14 protein-coding genes, 1 tRNA gene and 1 pseudogene are annotated in these 16,474 nt (G+C 64.4%); 6 read left to right on the forward strand and 10 right to left on the reverse strand.

What is annotated here, in order from left to right:
• The first annotated feature begins 9 nt into the window (after nucleotides 1–9).
• The 3 genes and pseudogenes from ACQ143_RS04700 (at nucleotide 10) to ACQ143_RS04710 (ending at nucleotide 1,838) form a co-directional block, all read left to right on the forward strand.
• A complete protein-coding gene (locus tag ACQ143_RS04700) occupies nucleotides 10–804 on the forward strand; it encodes a nitroreductase family protein (protein ID WP_449569526.1) in 795 nt (264 codons plus the stop codon).
• Nucleotides 805–1,037: 233 nt separating this feature from the next.
• Nucleotides 1,038–1,310 (forward strand): annotated as a pseudogene (locus ACQ143_RS04705) (MrcB family domain-containing protein); the annotation flags it as partial.
• A gap of 39 nt (nucleotides 1,311–1,349) precedes the next feature.
• Complete coding sequence (locus ACQ143_RS04710; RefSeq protein ID WP_449569595.1) at nucleotides 1,350–1,838, forward strand: protein NO VEIN domain-containing protein; 489 nt, start codon at nucleotides 1,350–1,352, stop codon at nucleotides 1,836–1,838.
• Between the two features lie 137 nt (nucleotides 1,839–1,975).
• On the opposite strand, the gene ACQ143_RS04715 is transcribed toward ACQ143_RS04710, so the two are convergent.
• The 8 genes from ACQ143_RS04715 to ACQ143_RS04750 all read right to left on the reverse strand — a co-directional run bounded on the left by ACQ143_RS04715 (nucleotide 1,976) and on the right by ACQ143_RS04750 (nucleotide 11,434).
• Nucleotides 1,976–2,401 (reverse strand): very short patch repair endonuclease, encoded by a 426-nt coding sequence (locus ACQ143_RS04715; RefSeq protein ID WP_449569527.1) that lies wholly within the window; start codon nucleotides 2,399–2,401, stop codon nucleotides 1,976–1,978.
• A 30-nt stretch (nucleotides 2,402–2,431) separates the two neighbouring features.
• A complete protein-coding gene (locus tag ACQ143_RS04720) occupies nucleotides 2,432–3,160 on the reverse strand; it encodes a hypothetical protein (RefSeq protein ID WP_449569528.1) in 729 nt (242 codons plus the stop codon).
• Nucleotides 3,157–4,059, reverse strand: coding sequence for a hypothetical protein (locus ACQ143_RS04725; RefSeq protein WP_449569529.1), 903 nt, complete (start codon nucleotides 4,057–4,059; stop codon nucleotides 3,157–3,159). Before ACQ143_RS04725 ends, ACQ143_RS04720 begins: the two co-directional genes overlap by 4 nt.
• Nucleotides 4,046–5,950, reverse strand: a complete 1,905-nt coding sequence (locus tag ACQ143_RS04730; protein WP_449569530.1) for a hypothetical protein — start codon at nucleotides 5,948–5,950, stop codon at nucleotides 4,046–4,048. Before ACQ143_RS04730 ends, ACQ143_RS04725 begins: the two co-directional genes overlap by 14 nt.
• Nucleotides 5,947–6,921, reverse strand: a complete 975-nt coding sequence (locus ACQ143_RS04735) for a PD-(D/E)XK motif protein (RefSeq protein ID WP_449569531.1) — start codon at nucleotides 6,919–6,921, stop codon at nucleotides 5,947–5,949. The genes ACQ143_RS04730 and ACQ143_RS04735 overlap by 4 nt, the downstream gene beginning before the upstream one ends.
• Nucleotides 6,918–9,629 carry a Z1 domain-containing protein gene (locus ACQ143_RS04740; protein WP_449569532.1) on the reverse strand — a complete coding sequence of 904 codons (2,712 nt, stop codon included), beginning with the start codon at nucleotides 9,627–9,629 and terminating at the stop codon, nucleotides 6,918–6,920. Before ACQ143_RS04740 ends, ACQ143_RS04735 begins: the two co-directional genes overlap by 4 nt.
• A gap of 61 nt (nucleotides 9,630–9,690) precedes the next feature.
• Nucleotides 9,691–10,797 carry a DNA cytosine methyltransferase gene (locus ACQ143_RS04745; RefSeq protein WP_449569533.1) on the reverse strand — a complete coding sequence of 369 codons (1,107 nt, stop codon included), beginning with the start codon at nucleotides 10,795–10,797 and terminating at the stop codon, nucleotides 9,691–9,693.
• Nucleotides 10,798–11,362: 565 nt separating this feature from the next.
• Nucleotides 11,363–11,434: transfer RNA gene (locus tag ACQ143_RS04750), tRNA-Arg, on the reverse strand.
• A 75-nt stretch (nucleotides 11,435–11,509) separates the two neighbouring features.
• Between ACQ143_RS04750 and ACQ143_RS04755 the strand changes: the two genes are divergently transcribed.
• Nucleotides 11,510–13,246 carry a DUF222 domain-containing protein gene (locus tag ACQ143_RS04755; protein WP_449569534.1) on the forward strand — a complete coding sequence of 579 codons (1,737 nt, stop codon included), beginning with the start codon at nucleotides 11,510–11,512 and terminating at the stop codon, nucleotides 13,244–13,246.
• A gap of 164 nt (nucleotides 13,247–13,410) precedes the next feature.
• Entirely contained in the window at nucleotides 13,411–14,355 is a 945-nt protein-coding gene (locus tag ACQ143_RS04760; RefSeq protein WP_449569535.1) for an endo alpha-1,4 polygalactosaminidase, read from the forward strand.
• Between the two features lie 16 nt (nucleotides 14,356–14,371).
• On the opposite strand, the gene ACQ143_RS04765 is transcribed toward ACQ143_RS04760, so the two are convergent.
• On the reverse strand, nucleotides 14,372–15,331 hold the full coding sequence (locus ACQ143_RS04765; protein ID WP_449569536.1) for an NAD(P)-dependent alcohol dehydrogenase: 960 nt from the start codon (nucleotides 15,329–15,331) through the stop codon (nucleotides 14,372–14,374).
• Nucleotides 15,332–15,488: 157 nt separating this feature from the next.
• On the opposite strand from ACQ143_RS04765, the gene ACQ143_RS04770 reads away from it, so the two are divergent.
• Entirely contained in the window at nucleotides 15,489–15,704 is a 216-nt protein-coding gene (locus tag ACQ143_RS04770) for a hypothetical protein (RefSeq protein ID WP_449569537.1), read from the forward strand.
• A gap of 91 nt (nucleotides 15,705–15,795) precedes the next feature.
• Here ACQ143_RS04770 and ACQ143_RS04775 read toward each other — a convergent pair whose 3' ends face one another.
• On the reverse strand, nucleotides 15,796–16,353 hold the full coding sequence (locus ACQ143_RS04775) for a hypothetical protein (RefSeq protein WP_449569538.1): 558 nt from the start codon (nucleotides 16,351–16,353) through the stop codon (nucleotides 15,796–15,798).
• Nucleotides 16,354–16,474: the final 121 nt, after the last annotated feature.

Genomic DNA, 16,474 nt, shown 5'->3' on the forward strand with positions numbered 1-16,474 from the left:
GGAGCACGCATGGAGTTTCTCGATGTCATCCGCCGCCGCAAGACGACGAACGGGCCGTTTCTGCCCGATCCGGTGTCGGTCGAGCATCAGCAGCTGCTGCTGGAGGCAGCCGGGCGCGCACCGTCGCAGCTGAACAGCCAACCGTGGCGGTTCGTCGTGATCGAGAACCGCGACACGATCGAGACGATCGCGCGGATCTCGGGCGAGAGCATGACCGAGGTGATGTCGAACGGCACGTTCTTCGAACGGTACAAGCCGTACTTCCGGTTCAGCGAGGCCGAGATGGAGCGCACGCGCAGCGGGATGCTGTTCGACAAGCTCCCGGCGCCGCTGCGGCCGTTCACGAGTCAGGTGTTCACCAAGCGCGGTCAGTCGCTGATGAATGCGCTCGGGGTGCCGAAGACCCTGGGGTCGGAGAACCGCAAGCTCGTCGCCGGGTCGCCGCTGCTGCTGGGCGTGATGCTCGACCGCAGCGAATACCGCCCGGGCGAACCGTCGTCGTTCTACTCCGTCTTCAGCATGGGCGCGGCGATGGAGAACGTGTGGCTGACCACGGTGGAGCTCGGCATGGGCATCCAGTTCATCTCCTTCCCGATGGAGGCGCCCGGCCGGTGGCAGGAGATCGTCGACCTGCTGCGCGTGCCCGATGACCTCGAACTGATGGCGGTGTACCGGCTCGGCTACCTGCCGCCGGAGCAACGACGCCCCGCGATCGACTGGTCGAGCGCGCAGCGCAAGCGCCCGTCGCAGTACATCTTCCGCGAGACCTGCGACGCCCCGCAGGCGGGGTGGGACGGGGACTGAGCGTCAGGATTGCTCACGTAGATCCGTGCGGGCTTCGCCGCCGGTATGTACGCTGCGGCGTAGCCCATGGCCGCGACACTGCGTCGCGCGACAACGACGTCGAGGATCCACGTGGTCTCCGAAACGGTCAATGAGGACGCCGCAGCCGGGCCCCACGCCGACGCCGCCAGCGGCTCGACGATGCGCGCGTGGGAGGATAGGCCTGCCCAGTAGCCCCTGCACGTCAGCGGTGCTACCTGTGTGTGATGCACGGTAGCACCGTCTGGCGTGACGGCGATTTCAAGCCGAGGCGAGCGCACGAGATCGCACCGCTCATTGAATGGGGCACCAGCGTCATCGTAGGACGCCGTGACCCGCGCGAAATCTCAAAGATAGAACTCAACGCGCTCCCGTCCAGCGCAGCTCGACACTATTGGAAGACGACTCTGACGGCATTCGAATACGGGCGTGACGAGGTCCCCGACGATGAGGTGTTGATGAGCGATCTTCAGCACATGCTCGAACATCTTGCGTCTCTGTACGCGCGTGTGGAATCCGACCCGTTGATGCCTGGCGTCGAGTCTGCCGAGATCACGCTCGCGATTGAGGCGATCGCCGAGGCGCAGGGGCGAGACTCTCCGCTTCACCACGGACAAGGATTCCGCATTAACAAGCTCGAACAACGCGCCGTCGAACGCCACGCGGTCGACCTTGCGACTGCGCATTGGCAGAGTCTCGGCTGGACCGTACACGACGTGGGTGCGACAAAGTCATACGACCTGCACTGCACGCGTGGCGATGCAGTCCTCTATGTCGAAGTCAAAGGCACTACTTCGACCGGAGACAAAATCTTGCTGACGCGCAACGAGGTCGCACTCCACCGCGACACGTACCCTGACAACGCTCTCGTTGTCGTGTCGCAGATCAGTCTGAATCGAGACGCCGAGGCACCGAGCGCGAGCGGTGGCCAGATCCACGTGCTCGCACCGTGGGAGCTCGATACCGAGCGGTTGTCGCCGATTGCCTACGAGTTCACGGTCGGACGTATATCCTAGGCCGGCGGTAAATCCGTCCCTCGATTCGACCTGATCTGATGCGCTGACGCGAAGCGTTGCGGACCTTTCCACGCCCTCGCGGGCCACGCCTCCGAAGAGTCCGCCGAGACAAGAACTCCGTAAGTGTGCGCTCCGCGTCACCGCCGATTCATAGCCATGAGCCGCTTCTCGATGATGACACGGGCGACATCCTCGGGCGGCTCGTGTTCCCAGAAACGGAGAACCTCCCAGCCGCTCTCTTTCAGCCTCTTCGACACCTCTGTGTCTCGCGCCCGGTTGCGTGCGAGCTTCGGCCCCCAATAGTCGCCGTTCGACTTCGGAGCGACTGCATGGGTCGGACAGCCGTGCCAGAAGCATCCGTCGATGAAGACCGCGATGCGTTGCCTCGTGAAGACGATGTCCGCACGAGACCGTAGCCCGCGTAACGGTGCAACATCAACGCGGTAGCGAAGGCCCGCCGCATGGAGGAGTCGACGCACTCGCAACTCCGGTTGCGTGTCGCGTCCCCGATTGGCGACCATCGTACGCCGCGCATTCTCGCTCGACGCCCAAGAACTCGTCACGCGACCGACCTCACAACGGACTGACGTGGGTCAGGTCGCAGGCTGAAACATGCTGCTGAGGAGCGATCGAAGGGCGTCATCGTTCAAGGATGATACGTCCGTTACGCGCAACTCGAACTGCAATGTCTTGAATGCGTTCCGAACCGGCTCCCTCCTGTTCTGCGTGCGATCAAGGTTCCTGATCTGCTCGCTGACCATTCGCGCCAGTCGGTGGTCGGAGGAGAGATTTCGATCGACGAGGCCGACGAGTTCGTCTTCGAACAGAGGCAACTCGGGGTCGCTCAACAGGTCGCCCAAGATCCACGATCGGAGATAGAGCCGCTGAAAGACGTTCCGACGTCCAGCGGCGAACCGATCGTGCGGCAGCTTGCCTGACGCATCCGGTCCGAATCGTTGCACAGCGAGGTCGGGAAGGACGACCAACGTGATGTACGGCCAGATGTCAGGATGTGCTGCTTGGCTCCGTCCATCGTCCTCAAACCACGACGCGAGCACATTTCCGACGGTGATGTCGAAGAGCCTGTCGCGATCGGCGCGCCGCCGCGCATCCAGGGCTCGCACCGAGTCAAAGGCTATGGCGTGCAGTTCGCGAAGCCGAGCCACCGCGACGGGCACACCGACGGCTGGAAAAATCGCGCCCGGATGGTGTCCGCCGTCAGGGAACGCCTGAGCGACGCCGCCGGATCTCATAGTGCGCTCGAGTCGATCAATCTCACTCGCGACGTCCGAGCGGCTTAGCCGCGGGTATACGATGCTCACGCAGCCCCGACCTTTCCGTAGTACTCGACAGACTCACGCGATCGAGTGGCGAGGCCTAGAGGGTCTTCGATTGCGAGACGGCATGCCTCATCCAAGGTGAGACCGAGGGTGAGTGCGATATTTGCGCCCATCGCTGCGAGACATCCGTGATCGTCATCAGCGGTCGCCTGGAGCGCCGCGCCATTGATGGAATCTCGCCATGAGCCGATCTGGTGCAGGACGGCGAGGTGGATGTCGCAGGTGATCGCAGAGTACACATCTTCGCTCGCGGTTCCCTCGACGATCGAGTGACAGATCTCGAGATCAGTGTTCACGTACAGGCGCACCGACCCGCTAATGCTCCAGCCCGGCTCCGAGTCGGCTGCAATCTCCACCGACCACGGGACCGCGCGACGTCCGGTCCCAGAGAACGATACGGCGGATGTGGGGAAGCCGGCGCTTGCGCGCTCCAGCGGGATCCACATCAGTGAATCACGTTGCCAGAGCTTTGCCGCCTGGTGTACTGCGTGAGCGGCGCTGGAACTTCCAGTGCGCCCAGGGCCTACGACCCACACGTCCGCGGTGAGTTCGACTGCGATCTCGCCCCCGTCCACGACAAGCTCCAGCTCCGCCCGCCAGACACCGTCCACTGCCTCAAAGGGCACTTGCGCGCGCCAACGCGCGCGGGCGGGAGTGCATGCCACGATGAGGACTAGCGAGACTTCTTCGTCCTTATCTATCAAGGTCTCCGCCCAGAATGAGTCTTGGAGGGAAGCGACGCATCGGAAGGTGAGGTCATCGCCAGGTACCCAGTCTTCGGCGATTCGCTCCAAGTCCAGGCCCTCCGGGACAAGCGAGATCCTCGCCTCGACCGAGCTGGCAACGGGCGTGAGAAAGGGTCTGGACTCAATGATCGCCACGATGTTCCTCCGCGCTCATCTCGATGCGAAGTGCCCGACGAGCCACGCCCGTGAATTCCACTGATGCAGGTTGGCCGCTTTCTACTAGGGCCTTGCCAGCGTCGAGCGCAACTGCTGCGTCGCGCCACTCTGGATCGAGCTGGCCAACGTTCAGAGACTCGTGCGCGCCCTCATCCCCGATGACGCTTACGCTCAGCGTCACGAGGGACGCCGACGCACCGGCGACGATGAAGCTGACACACTGACGCTGGCGACCATCCTCATACGTCTTGACGAGTCGTGGCGCTGAAACCTGAAGACGGATTCGACTCGTAGCCTGGCCGCGTTGTCTGCCGGAGCCGGCCCCGGACTTCCCTGCAGTTGATGGTGGCACTGCGGGCGACGGGACTAGGAATCCAAAACGACGGGACAGCGTCCCCGTGCGAACGGGACGATGTTCGGGCTCAACGACGACCGGTTCGGGATACATCTCGTCGCGAATCGCTTTGGTGACCCGCTGCTTGGTTGCTTTTACCACGAGCCCCGGCTCTCCGCCGGAGCTACTGACCCATGCGTCGTGCGCTGGCGGTTCCGCCCGGGCATAGATGGCGTCCCAATCGTCGGTTGACTTGTATACCGCCAGCCAATCCATGCCTTCCAGCGGCGACTGGGCGACCCAATCAACGGTGGCGACGACCAGTTCAGGCTGGCCGCGCATCAGAGCAATTCGCGCGACGGTTGGATTCTGCAGGGGATCCAGGTCGTCATGATTCGGGGGACTTTCCAGCGCGAGAATTCGTCGCACGATAGCGAGATGCCCGATCGTCTGCTGGAGCCGCGTCACTGCCAAGACGTTGACAGGCAACCCTTGTGGGGTCGTGATTGACACGGTGCTGTTCTGGCGTACGGACCTAATCGCATTCAGTCCGGCACCCCATAGGTCGATCGCACCCGGCTTCTCGTCGACCAGTGGCACCGTAATATCGTCGGCTTCGAGCGAAATGTCCATCGGCGATTCGACGGCACCCGGTGGGGCGATGAGTTTAGGCCACAGGTGTCGGCGTATCGCGCTCCGCGCACGTGCGGCGAACTCACCCATAACGTCGTCGTCTTCGTTAGTCAACGGCAATTCATCGGCGGGCGTCGAACCGAGACTCTCTGGCGTGAGCGCGGGCTCGATGATCAGCATCGATGTGCCGGTCTCCTCCGCTGCGAAGCCCCGCTTGAACAGGCGATTGCCGAGTGCTTCCGCTTCTGGGCCGATAACGGGAAGAATGTTCTCGCCGTCACGACGACCCCACCAGTGTCGACCGGTGTACTGGACACCAGACTCTTGATACGCGTCTCGAAATGCGGAGGCGATAAGGCGGTGTTCAAGCCGCCCCTCTTCATTCCTGCAGCGCGTCCAGTAGACGACCGTTCCGCGGCTGCTGAACGCATACGAGGCTGTCTTGCCGAAACCATACGTGCCTCCACCCTTACCGTCGTCTCTGGGTACTCCCACCTTGAGAATCAGGTCTTGGAAGTTGCAGGGCAAACCTTTCTGGACTGGTATCAACGTGACCGGCCCATCCAGGCCACATGTCCCGCGGTCGAAGACCTCGAGCACGTAGGGACAGTCGTATGCGAGTGCCCCAACTGGAGTCGCTCGGTGCTGTTCGGGAAGCAGCCGAGCTAGGTCTCCGCGGAAACGGAAGTCCGCGCGCCGCAGGCTGACCCCGTACGTGGGACGCATGTCGTCTAGCCTCGCATCCCAGCTGTTCTGGGCGGTCTCGCGAATCAACACCTCGAGGGGCGACAGCTCCGTGCGGCCGAGCAGGCGCTCACCACCCGTCGCATCCATGTCGCCGGGCGTGAACTTCTTCGGATACCAATCGAGCGACTCGATAGGGGTTTGAGCAGCGGGGATCAAAGGCTCTCCAAGACGACGGGGAGAAGATCAGCGTCGATACTGCCAGGGCAGGCATCGAGCAACAGTGAATAACGAAGCCTGGAGACTGCGGTGAGCGCTTCCGTGCCGAGAACGGACGCGCGCACACCTGGGAACCCCGAGGTGACGTGGAACAGTCGTTCTTCGGCGATGGCGAAGGCGACCGTGTCGTCCGCTACGACGGGCGATTCATCGGTGGAACGTTCAAAGAGCAGGCCCTTTGGCAGACCGAGTGCGTCGATGCGGTTGATTAGCTCCGCTATTGTCTCCCCTTCAGGACTCTCTTCGAGACGCAATGTCAGTAGATGGAGAGACCCGCCGATTGGCGGATCCAGCTGATGCGCGCCATGAATCTCGACTGTCGGCGAATCAGTGCCCGTGTATGCCTTCACCTCGAGCGCGTTGCTGAGGAAGAAGTCATGTCGGTACCCCGCTTGGCCGCGCCACGCAGATCTCGCCCGGGAAGGATCCTTTTCGGCGAGGCGTGCCAGAACCGTCAGCTCCCCGAAGAGTCCGATCAGTCGCTGGCGAGACAGCGCGCGCTTCTCCCGCGAAAGGGCCTCCCGCCAGGAGCTGAGCACCCGCATGAGTTCGTCAATGCAGGGATCATTAGTCTCGTCGACGCGGGAGAGCATCTCGCCCACAAGCGAGAGGAAAGTCGGCGTGAGGCTGGGATCGGTGCTCGCCACGTCCAGCGAGGTCTTGACACCGTCTTCGAAGTCTTCATCGAGCCACGTCGCGGGGAGCACGTCGCCGAGAGGAGGTGCGAATCGACTGCGACCAGAAGGCAGAGTGACGATCAAATGAACTATGCCGAGGTGATCCTTGGCCAGCCGTGCTTCGTGGATGTCTCGATCAGGACCGATCGATGCGGCGACTGCTTCGCCGACCCGCGGACGACGGTTCCCGAGAATCTTCAGCGCGTGCTCAACGCGGGCATACCCCGTGCTCATTCATCCTCCGCGTGGGCATAGTCACCTTCGGTGTCCTGCCAGCCTGTGGTCTCTGACGGCTCATCATCTACGACCGGGGGCTGAACATCGGCGGCGACGAATTCACCCTGCTCCTCGGATTCCGCGTGTGGGAAGATCACGCCAAGGCCGATCAGATGCTCGGGCGCCTCCATTGCGCGACGGGTCTTCGACTTCGCGAGTGGCTGGGAGTCTCTGTCGACGGCATAGAGGAGGATCGTCCCGATGTCGGGGGCGAGCGCTTTTCTCGTCGCACGGACGCTTTCGATGCGGCTGGTATCGGTGGCTTGAAGCAACTCGTTTGGATCGACGAGCGCATCATTGGCCGCGAGGATCTCGAGGTCAAGAATCGAGTCGGTGCCCGACATGAGCGCACGGATATTAACGACGTCGGACCCTTCTGGCAGCTCGCCGTCAAGGCGCTCCGGCTTCCAGTATTTCTCCTGGAGAGGAGCACGACTGACGAGCCCGACCTCTACGCCGGGAGCATATGCGAAGGTTCCTCGCTTTCGTGGCCCAGACACGAGGACCACGTTCCACGTGACGTTCGTGCCGTGCTTTTCAAGCCAGGTGGCCATCATGTCAGCCTGCAACCACGGGTCTGAAACGACCCAGTAGTGACGCAGGAAATCGACCACGTCGTCGTTCGTCAGCCCCACGAAGATCTGAGAGTCGCGGGAGCTTTTCCCAAGCGGGTCATGCACGAGATGAGTCGCGCCTCGGGACCGTGCCGCCTCGATGAGCCTTCGAGCAGCCATCTGCGAGTTCCTCGCACCTTCGGCCGACCGATCGAGATAGATCGTCTGCCGCCGGCTCCCGCCAAGCCCAGCGTGAACGATCATTGCATTCGTCATCTTGCCGGGCGATGTGATCTGCAGGCGGCCGGGGTGAGTTCGAACTCGGATCGCGAGCTCGCGAGGCGTCTTTCCCTCCGCCTCGAGGACCGCCACCTCGGCACGGATTTCCCGCTCGACTCGTGCGAGATGAGAGTAGTCCTCGAGAAGCCCCGGGCCGACCCACACGCGAGCGAGATCCTGGTAGCGCGGCCTGAAGCCGAACCAGCGACCCATTTGGAGAAGCGTGTCATAGGTGTTGGAGGTTCGGAGGAAGTACGAGACGACCAGCCCCTCAAGTGTCAGACCCCTTGAGAGAGTGCCACCGCCGATTGCGATGACGAACTGGGGAGAATCATCCGGGTAGACGAGTCGATCATCCGACTGTCCGTTGTCGATCTTCACCGTCAGCCGGCCGATGATTTCGCGCACCTGATCCCAGACCGCGGTCCATTCCGGCATCTGCTCCTGGCCCCGCAGATGTGCCGCACGTCCAGCCTCGTTCACGAAGACCGATCTGAACGCTTGCTCCTCCGCGTCACGACGCAACGCGAGATCCTCCGTGAAAGAGGCCACAGCATCCTTGAGCCGCTGGTGGGCTGTCACTCGGTGCGATGTATGTAGAAGCATGGAGGAGTGACTGATCTTGCCAGTCCGAATCTGGCGGATGGCTGTCGCAAGGATGAACCAGCGGATGGCGTCATCGAGCGACGGTGTGATTTCCGGGTGGAAGTCGTCGATGTCCTTCCCGGGCACCAAGGCCTGTGCTTCAGCGAGATCGATCACGTGCGAGAGCGCATAAATGGGTTCGTCTTCATCGTGGTCAGCGTCCTGGTCGACATCGAAGAAGCTATCCGCGCCCATGTAGCCGTCGGGTCGAGGCAGTACCATCGCGAAGTCTTCGGGGTAGAGGTCCTCGGGATCGTTCGGGTCTATGAACATATTTGCGAACGGGGTGGCGGTATACGCGACGTATGTTCCCGTGGGCACCTCCTTCCAGATGTCCCGCACGCGCTTGTTGATCGTGGAGATCAGCTCCCGATCGCTCAGCGTGTTGGGCGTCGCTTGATCCGACTCGTCGTCGACGATCAGTACCGCCCGGCTGCGCAGTGTTTCGTCGGGAATGTCGCGAAGGAAGCGCGCGACGTTTGCGAGACGCTTCTCATGCTTCTTCACGACCATGATGGCGACGTTGGTTGAACTGGACATGAAACCGACGCTGTTGCTTGGCGCGATATCGGTGTCTCGGCCCGTTAGCAACGACCACGCCACGCCGTTCTTATCCTTGGCGTCATTGACGTTGAGGTCCGCCTCCAGACGAAGCTGCGTTTGCGCTCGGAGGTTTGTGTACATGCCAGCGAGGACGATGATGATCCGGTACCCGGCGTCTACCGCCTTCGCGATAAGACCTGCATAATTCGCGGTCTTACCTGACTGCACGTATCCGATCACCAGTCCTTTGCGGCGATCCCCTGGTTCCTTGGGATTCGCGCATCGCGAGAGAATTCGCGTGGTCGACTCGTCGACCCCGCGCACGCCGGCCTCGGGCAACTTGGTGCTCAGGACCTTCTTGTACTGCGGCCATTCGCCGGTGGCGATCCGCGGCCCGCTGTACCAAGATGTGTATCCGCCATCGTTCTTGACGAGATTCCCGAGTTTGATGGTCTCGACGATATCTCGTTGATCGGCGAGGTACTGGTCGAGCGCGAGCCCAAATCCGGGCATCATGCTTTCCATGACCTTGCGGGCCTCGGCTTCTGCGGCGGAGGCCGAGCGGCCCAATTGGCCAGCGAGGATTCCCTCGAATGCGAGCAATCCGTTGCGAAACAATTCAGCTGAGAGCGGCGTCTGCGACATGAGATCCTGTCAACGAGAATAGGGCGATGAGGGTAGCGTCAGGGCGAATCCGCTATCAGCTTTACGGCAATGCGTTGACGAGAAGTTCACGATCCACCGGCGTCCCATCGACGTGGAGGTTTGCGCGGACAAACTCGTAAGGCTCACCCTGGAAGGAGCGGAACAGAGCGCGGAAGATATGAAAAGCGCCGCGCGGGGGAACAGCCATTCCGACCTGCTTTCGGACACTTTCCTTCGGCCCGATGAACTTGAAGTGATCGGGAAAAGTCTGAAGGCGCGCGCGTTCACGATTTGTGAGCGCACGCGGTTCTGACCAGTGGTACCCATGGGTGCCCCCGCCGCCGGAGCCCGTGATTGTGTAGGAGGGCCGCTCGGGGTGAAGGCGCTTGTAGATCTGGCTCAGTGTTGCCCCCTTCACGTTGAGCCGAAGCTCGTCCGTCATCCGACGCGCGTTGAACGCGTTCTCGCCGGGCTCGATCAGTTCGAGACGTCGGACGACGGTCGGCGACTGACGCGTCATCTCTTGATTCGGTGCGTCCGCGGGGATGTTCTCGAGTGCGGATGACGCGGATTTCCAGTTCTTGCTCCCGAGGTGTGTCGGCGCCGGAACGCGGAATGTGACCGGTAGGTCTTCGCGAACCCCGACGACGATGATGCGGTGCCGGCGTTGAGGGACGCCGTAGTCCTCGAACCGATACAGATGCGGGGTGAGCCGGTAACCGCGTCCGGCCGTCCGCAACGACTCGAGAATGTGCGCGAAGTCGCTGCCACCATTCGAGCTTCGGAGACCGCTGACATTCTCGGCGACGAACCATTCCGGCTGATGATGCGCAAGCACGTTCACGCCGTATGCGAAAAGCGGACCAAATTCCCCTTTCAGCCCCCGGTTCTCTCCGACCAGGCTGTAGTCGTTGCAGGGAAACCCAAACGCGAATCCATCGATGGGAGGCAGAGACTCGATGTCAAGCGACCGCACGTCGCAACAGATCACAGAGTCTTCGGACGCGCCCTTGATGTTCTCGATATATGTCTTCACGGTGTTCTGGTCATAGTCATTGGCCCACCCATGCCGGAGACCGACGCCCACCGCTCGCGCAGCCTTGTGGGCGCCAAGCGCCATACCGCCGGGTCCTGAGAAAAGTTCTCCAAGTGTGTATTCGGGCACCACTCGTCTGTCTCCTCTGTCGCCACGCTCAGCCCCAAGCTCTGAGTTCGGGGCAAGCTTACTTAGCCCCGCCGACACTGCACCGCCAGCACGCCGACCCTACCGATGTCGCTCCGGCAATCGGCTGACGAAGCGACGAGGCACCGTGCAAGACTCGCACAGGCGGCACACTGCCGCGTCGCTCGCGATCAGCTCGGGCGCGGTTGTAATGGTCATGCAGCGCATGCTCTTATAGCGTCTGGCGACGTCGCTGGAGACGTGGGCCGATATCTTCGACGACGATCTGGATGCCGTCGCAGCACGACTGAACGACCGGGTGCCGTTGGGGCGCAGCCGCCAGCGCCGCAAACCCGCGACACACGACTCAGTAACGGCCGGAAGCAGATTTGCTCAGGTCTTCGACGAGTAGATTCCGCTTGAAACACTCGCTATCGGCGTTTTCAGACGCCACGCGCAGATTGTGCGGACAGACGCCTTCGATCCGTCAAGTCCTCTGGACGGGGCAGAGAACGGACGAATTTCCTGACCCGACCCGACAGAAAGTACTGGTCAGAACTAGAAGAAAAAGTGCCCCTGGAGGGACTCGAACCCCCAACCGTTTGCTTAGGACGCAACTGCTCTTCCATTGAGCTACAGAGGCTGGCGGGTTCAGTCTATCTGGCCGCGCTCTCGAATATTTCTCCCAATGTCGGAGGTGCGTGGGTAGAATATCTGTATGGACTTCGTAACGACGAACCGGGATCCGATGGCGGAGTTGTACGCCGATCCGGAGTTCGTCGACGCGTACCTGAAGGTCCTGTCGGCCGAGTATGAATCCCGCGAATATGCAGGCGACTTCGCGGAGTACGAGGATGCCACCGCCGCCCGAGGCACAGACCTGTCGGTGCTCGATGAGGCACCTCTCCCCGGCCTCGAGCTGGAGGAGGTGGTCCGGTACACCCGGGTCGCCGCAGCACGGCGCGACGAGCGATTCCACAACATACTCACCGCCGCCGCACGAGACGCGGAACGGTGGGTCGACATCGAAGGCAGGCTGCCGGCCCTCGTCGGCGCTCGAGGAATGAGCGCCAGCCAAGCCGTGGCGCACTGTCGCGACATCGCCGTGGATGCCGCAGTCCTCGACATCGCGGCCCGCACCCAGATGACCGATGGGCAGGTGCACGCGCACGCCCATCGCGCACAAGTGCTCCACGAGCGGTGCCCCAAGCTGTGGGCCGCCTACCTCGCCGGCGACGTCCCCGAGCAGAACGCCGCCAAAGCCGCCACCGTCGTCGACAGCCTCCCGGTCGACCCCGATGCATGGGCGGCCTTCGACGAGCAGATCGTCGAGGCAGCCACCCGCCTCACCACCGGCAAGTTCGACCGCCGTGCCCGGCAGATCCGCGAGCGCGTGCACCCCGAATCCATCGAGGAGCGCCACGCGCGCGCCGCCGAAGACCGCGACGTGTGGACCACGCCCGAGCTCGACGGCATGGGCATGCTGAGCGCCCGGATCACCGCCGTCGACCTCCACATCATCGACGAGAACCTCGACCAGGCGGCCCGCGCACTCCGGGCCCTCCCCGGCGAGACCCGCACGCTCGCGCAGCTGCGCGCCGATGTCTTTGCCGATATCCTTCGCAATCCCAGCCAGTACGCCTTCCTCCAGCCTGCATCCGAAGAAAGCGACCGCGCCGGCGCGTGCGAAAAGATGGATGCCGGCGAGCGCCCCACCGGTGAAGACGAAGACGTTGAGGCCACGAGCCTCGCCGATTGCACCGCTGACCTCGACGCCGTGGAAACTGTCAACGGCGAGGCCGGGACGGAGAAGCACCGCGACGTGCTCCCCCTCCTGAAGGGCATCACGCCCGTGGTGCGAATCACCATTCCCGCCCTCAGCATCCTCGGCCTGTCGGATGAACCCGCGACACTCGACGGGTACGGCCCCATCGACATGAACACCGCGAAGCGCCTCGCCGCCGGCGCCACCTCGTGGATCCGGGTGGTCACCCACCCGATCACCGGCACCGTGCTCGACGTGGACCGCAAGGTGTACCGCGTACCGACCGACCTGAGACGCTGGCTCGACGCGCAGCACACCACCTGCATCGGGCCCGGGTGCAACAGACCGGCCCGCCTCTGTGACATCGATCATCGACAACGCTGGGCTGACGGCGGAAAGACCAGTTCCGACAATCTCGGCCCGCTCTGCGAACGACATCACAAGATCAAAGACGAATCGCGCTGGCAGCTGATCCGTGAGGCGTCTGGAGCGTTGTGCTGGCGGAGCCCGACCGGGCACACCACCTGCGTCGACCCGCCGGTGCGCGCACGGCCCGTTGACCCGACGCTGCTCCACACGATCTTCGATCCGGCCGAGTCCGAAGAGGACGCCCGGCGCGCGGCCGCCGTCGCCGCCGTCACCGCGCAGGCCGCCTCCACCGCGAAGTACGACGGCCCGCCACCGTTCTGACCTACTCGCGGACCATGCCCCGTCGCGTTGCCGAACAGTCCGGCGACAGGCCACGACCACCGATGCTCTGGTCCCATCGGGGAACCACCGTCACGCGGACGCTCCGCACCTCTCCACGGGCACATGTCTTGAGGCCCCGCCGCCCGGGCGCCCGGACACCCGTTATGCGCGCGCTGCGGTCCATCTCACGTGTCGCCCTTCCGATCACGCTGACCCTCCTGACCGCACTCGCCCTCGCAGGATGCGCCTCGATCACCGGCGGAACGGACGCGCCAGGTGACCAGAGCCCGACACCGACGGGCCGCGGCGCCACCCCGCTCGAGGCGGGCAACGGCCCGACCGGCGAACCCGACCCCGCCGTCGAACTGTTCCCTGCCGGTGCGGCGTTCGACTACCAACTCGGCGGTGCGTACGAACCCCGTGCCGGCGTGGCGGTTGTCGTCCGCGACCGGCTCGCGCCTCCGGCCGACGGCGTCTACTCCATCTGCTACCTCAACGCCTTCCAGACCCAGCCGGGCGAGCTCGACGCGTGGCCGGACGACCTGCTGCTGCACGACGCCGACGACGCGCTCGTCCACGACCCCGACTGGCCCGACGAAGCACTCGTCGACACCCGCGAAACAGACGAGGTCGTCGCGATCGTCGCGCCGTGGATCACCGCGTGCGCCGACGCCGGATACAACGCCGTCGAGTTCGACAACCTTGACACCTACACCCGCGCCGACGGGCTCCTCACCCGCGCCGACAACCTCACACTCGCCACCGCGCTCGTCGACCTCGCCCACGACGCCGGGCTCGCCGCCGCACAGAAGAATGCGGCCGAAGACGCCGCGCTGATGCGCGCCGAGGCGGGGTTCGACTTCGCCATCGCCGAGGAGTGCATCGCCTACGACGAATGCGACGCCTACACCCAGGTATACGGCGACCATGTGCTCGCGATCGAGTACACCGACACCGGCAGCACGTCGGCCGACGACGACGCCGCCTTCGCGGCATCCCTCACAGAGATCTGCGCCCACCCGGGCCGACCCGCGTCGCTCATGCTTCGCGACCGCGCACTCGCCACGCCCACCGACCCCGGCTACGTCCTCGCCGTCTGCCCCGACTGACCAGCCGGGACGCCGCCTACTCGTCGCGCACCCTCACCACCACCTTGCCGAGCGCACGGCCCTCGCCGTGGAACGCCAGCGCATCGGCCGCCCGGTCGAGCGGGAGCGAGCGATCGATGCGGACCTGCACCTCCCCGGCCAGGCACCGCTCGACCAACGGCGCGAAGTGCTCCGGGCCCTGCCGCACCGCCAGCACACCCAGGCGCGTGCCGGTCAGCCACCCCAGCACCGTGCCGACCGTCAACGCGCGCAGCAGCGCCCGCATCGTGCCGCCGACAAGGTAGAACCGTCCGCCGGGCGCGAGCACACGCCGGTACGCGAACATCGAGCGCCGCGCGACGAGGTCGACCACCAGGTCGTACGGTCCGGTGCGGGTGAAGTCCTGCGCCCGGTAGTCGATCACCTCATCCGCGCCCAGCTCCCGCATGAACGCGAGCTTGCCGGCGTTGTCCACGCCCGTCACATGCATGCCGGCCGCCTTGGCGAGCTGGATCGCGAACATGCCACTGCCGCCACCGGCGCCGACGAGCAGCACCCTCGTGCCTGCTCCCCCGCGCGCGACCGCCTGCAGCGCGATCGCCCCGGCCTGCGGCAGCGTCGACGCCTCGGCGAACGACAGCTCCGCGGGCTTGTGCGCCAGGGCCCGCGCGGGTGCGATCGCGTATTCGGCGAAGCCGCCCTTGTGGTCGAGGTTGTCGCCGAACACCTCGTCGCCTACGGCGAACTGCGTCACGCCCTCGCCCACCGCCGCGACCCGGCCCGCGAGGTCCGATCCCAGCACCCGGCGCTTGGGCCGCCACAGGCCGCCGATCCGCGCGTACGCCGGCCGGCCGTGCAGCCCCTCCCAGTCGGAGAGGTTCACGCTCGTCGCGACGACCTCGACGAGCACCTCGCCCGGCCCCGGCGTCGGCACGGGGACGTCGGCCACCCGCAGCTGCTCGATAGTGCCGTACCGGTCGTAGACGAGCGCCTTCACCGCACCAGTGTGGCGGTGCGGCGCAACCAGGGTCAACGGAATCCGGCGGGAGGCGTGCGGGCGGCGCTGTCAACCCCGTCGTCGGCAGATCCATCCGCCGTTAGCGTCGGCACTCCCCGGCGCTTCGTGCACCGGCATCCCCGAGAAAGGCGAACCCATGTCGAATCCCATTCCCCCGCTTCCGGTCGGCGACGGCGACGCCGACGACACCCCCGACCCGGACGTGCTCGTCACCGACGCCGACGGCATCGCCGACAACGACCGCGCCGACGGCATCATCGACGACGAAGAGGTGCTCGACCCCGACCTGAACGACGACATGATCAACAGCGCCGAGGCCGACCGCCGCGCCGCCGGCGGCGACGACGTCTGAGCCGTCCCCGCGCGTGGGTGCTCCGGCATCCACACACACAGACTGATCGTCCCGGCGGTTTCGGGTCCGCCGGGACGATCTCTTCACTGACTCACCAGAGCCAGGTCTTGTCGCGGACGATGGCCCGCCAGGTGGGTGCGAAGCTCAGCCGCTGATCGGCGACCGCGAAGAACACGATGGCCATGATGCCCATGTCGATGAGGTGGCTGTCCAGCAGCGGGTTGGTCGCGCCGGTCAGCGTCAGCGGGAACTGCGCCAGGTACATGAGGAACAGCATGGCCGCGCCGGCGATCGCCCCCAGACGCACCCCCACACCGAGGATCAGCGCGGCGCCGACCCCGAACAGGCCCAGCATGAACAGCCAGTCGACGACGGGGTTGCCGGCGATCGCTGTGAACACACCGGCGAACGGGCTCTCGGCCGTCGCGTTCGTGAGGAACCCGGTCGTGGGGCTGCCGCCGTTGATCCAGGCGCGCTCGGCCGGAGTGGCGAAGCCGAGCCCGAACACCTTGTCGAAGAAGGCCCACAGGAAGTAGAAGCCCATCATGATGCGGGTGACCGCGATCGCGAGGGGAAGGGCGGAGGGTGCCGCGACCGGTTCTTCGGCGCGGGCGCCAGACAGAGCAACGGTGGCGGTGGGGATGGCCATGTCAGGACCTTTCTTGGGTTCAGAGGTCGGGATCTCCGACGCGGTTTCTGATGGCTCAAGTCTTCGCCGATCCGCCCGCGGTGGCGGAAAGTCGGTGCTCACCCTCCATGTGGTCTGACCA

It is taken from the genome of Microbacterium pollutisoli (genome assembly GCF_053586795.1).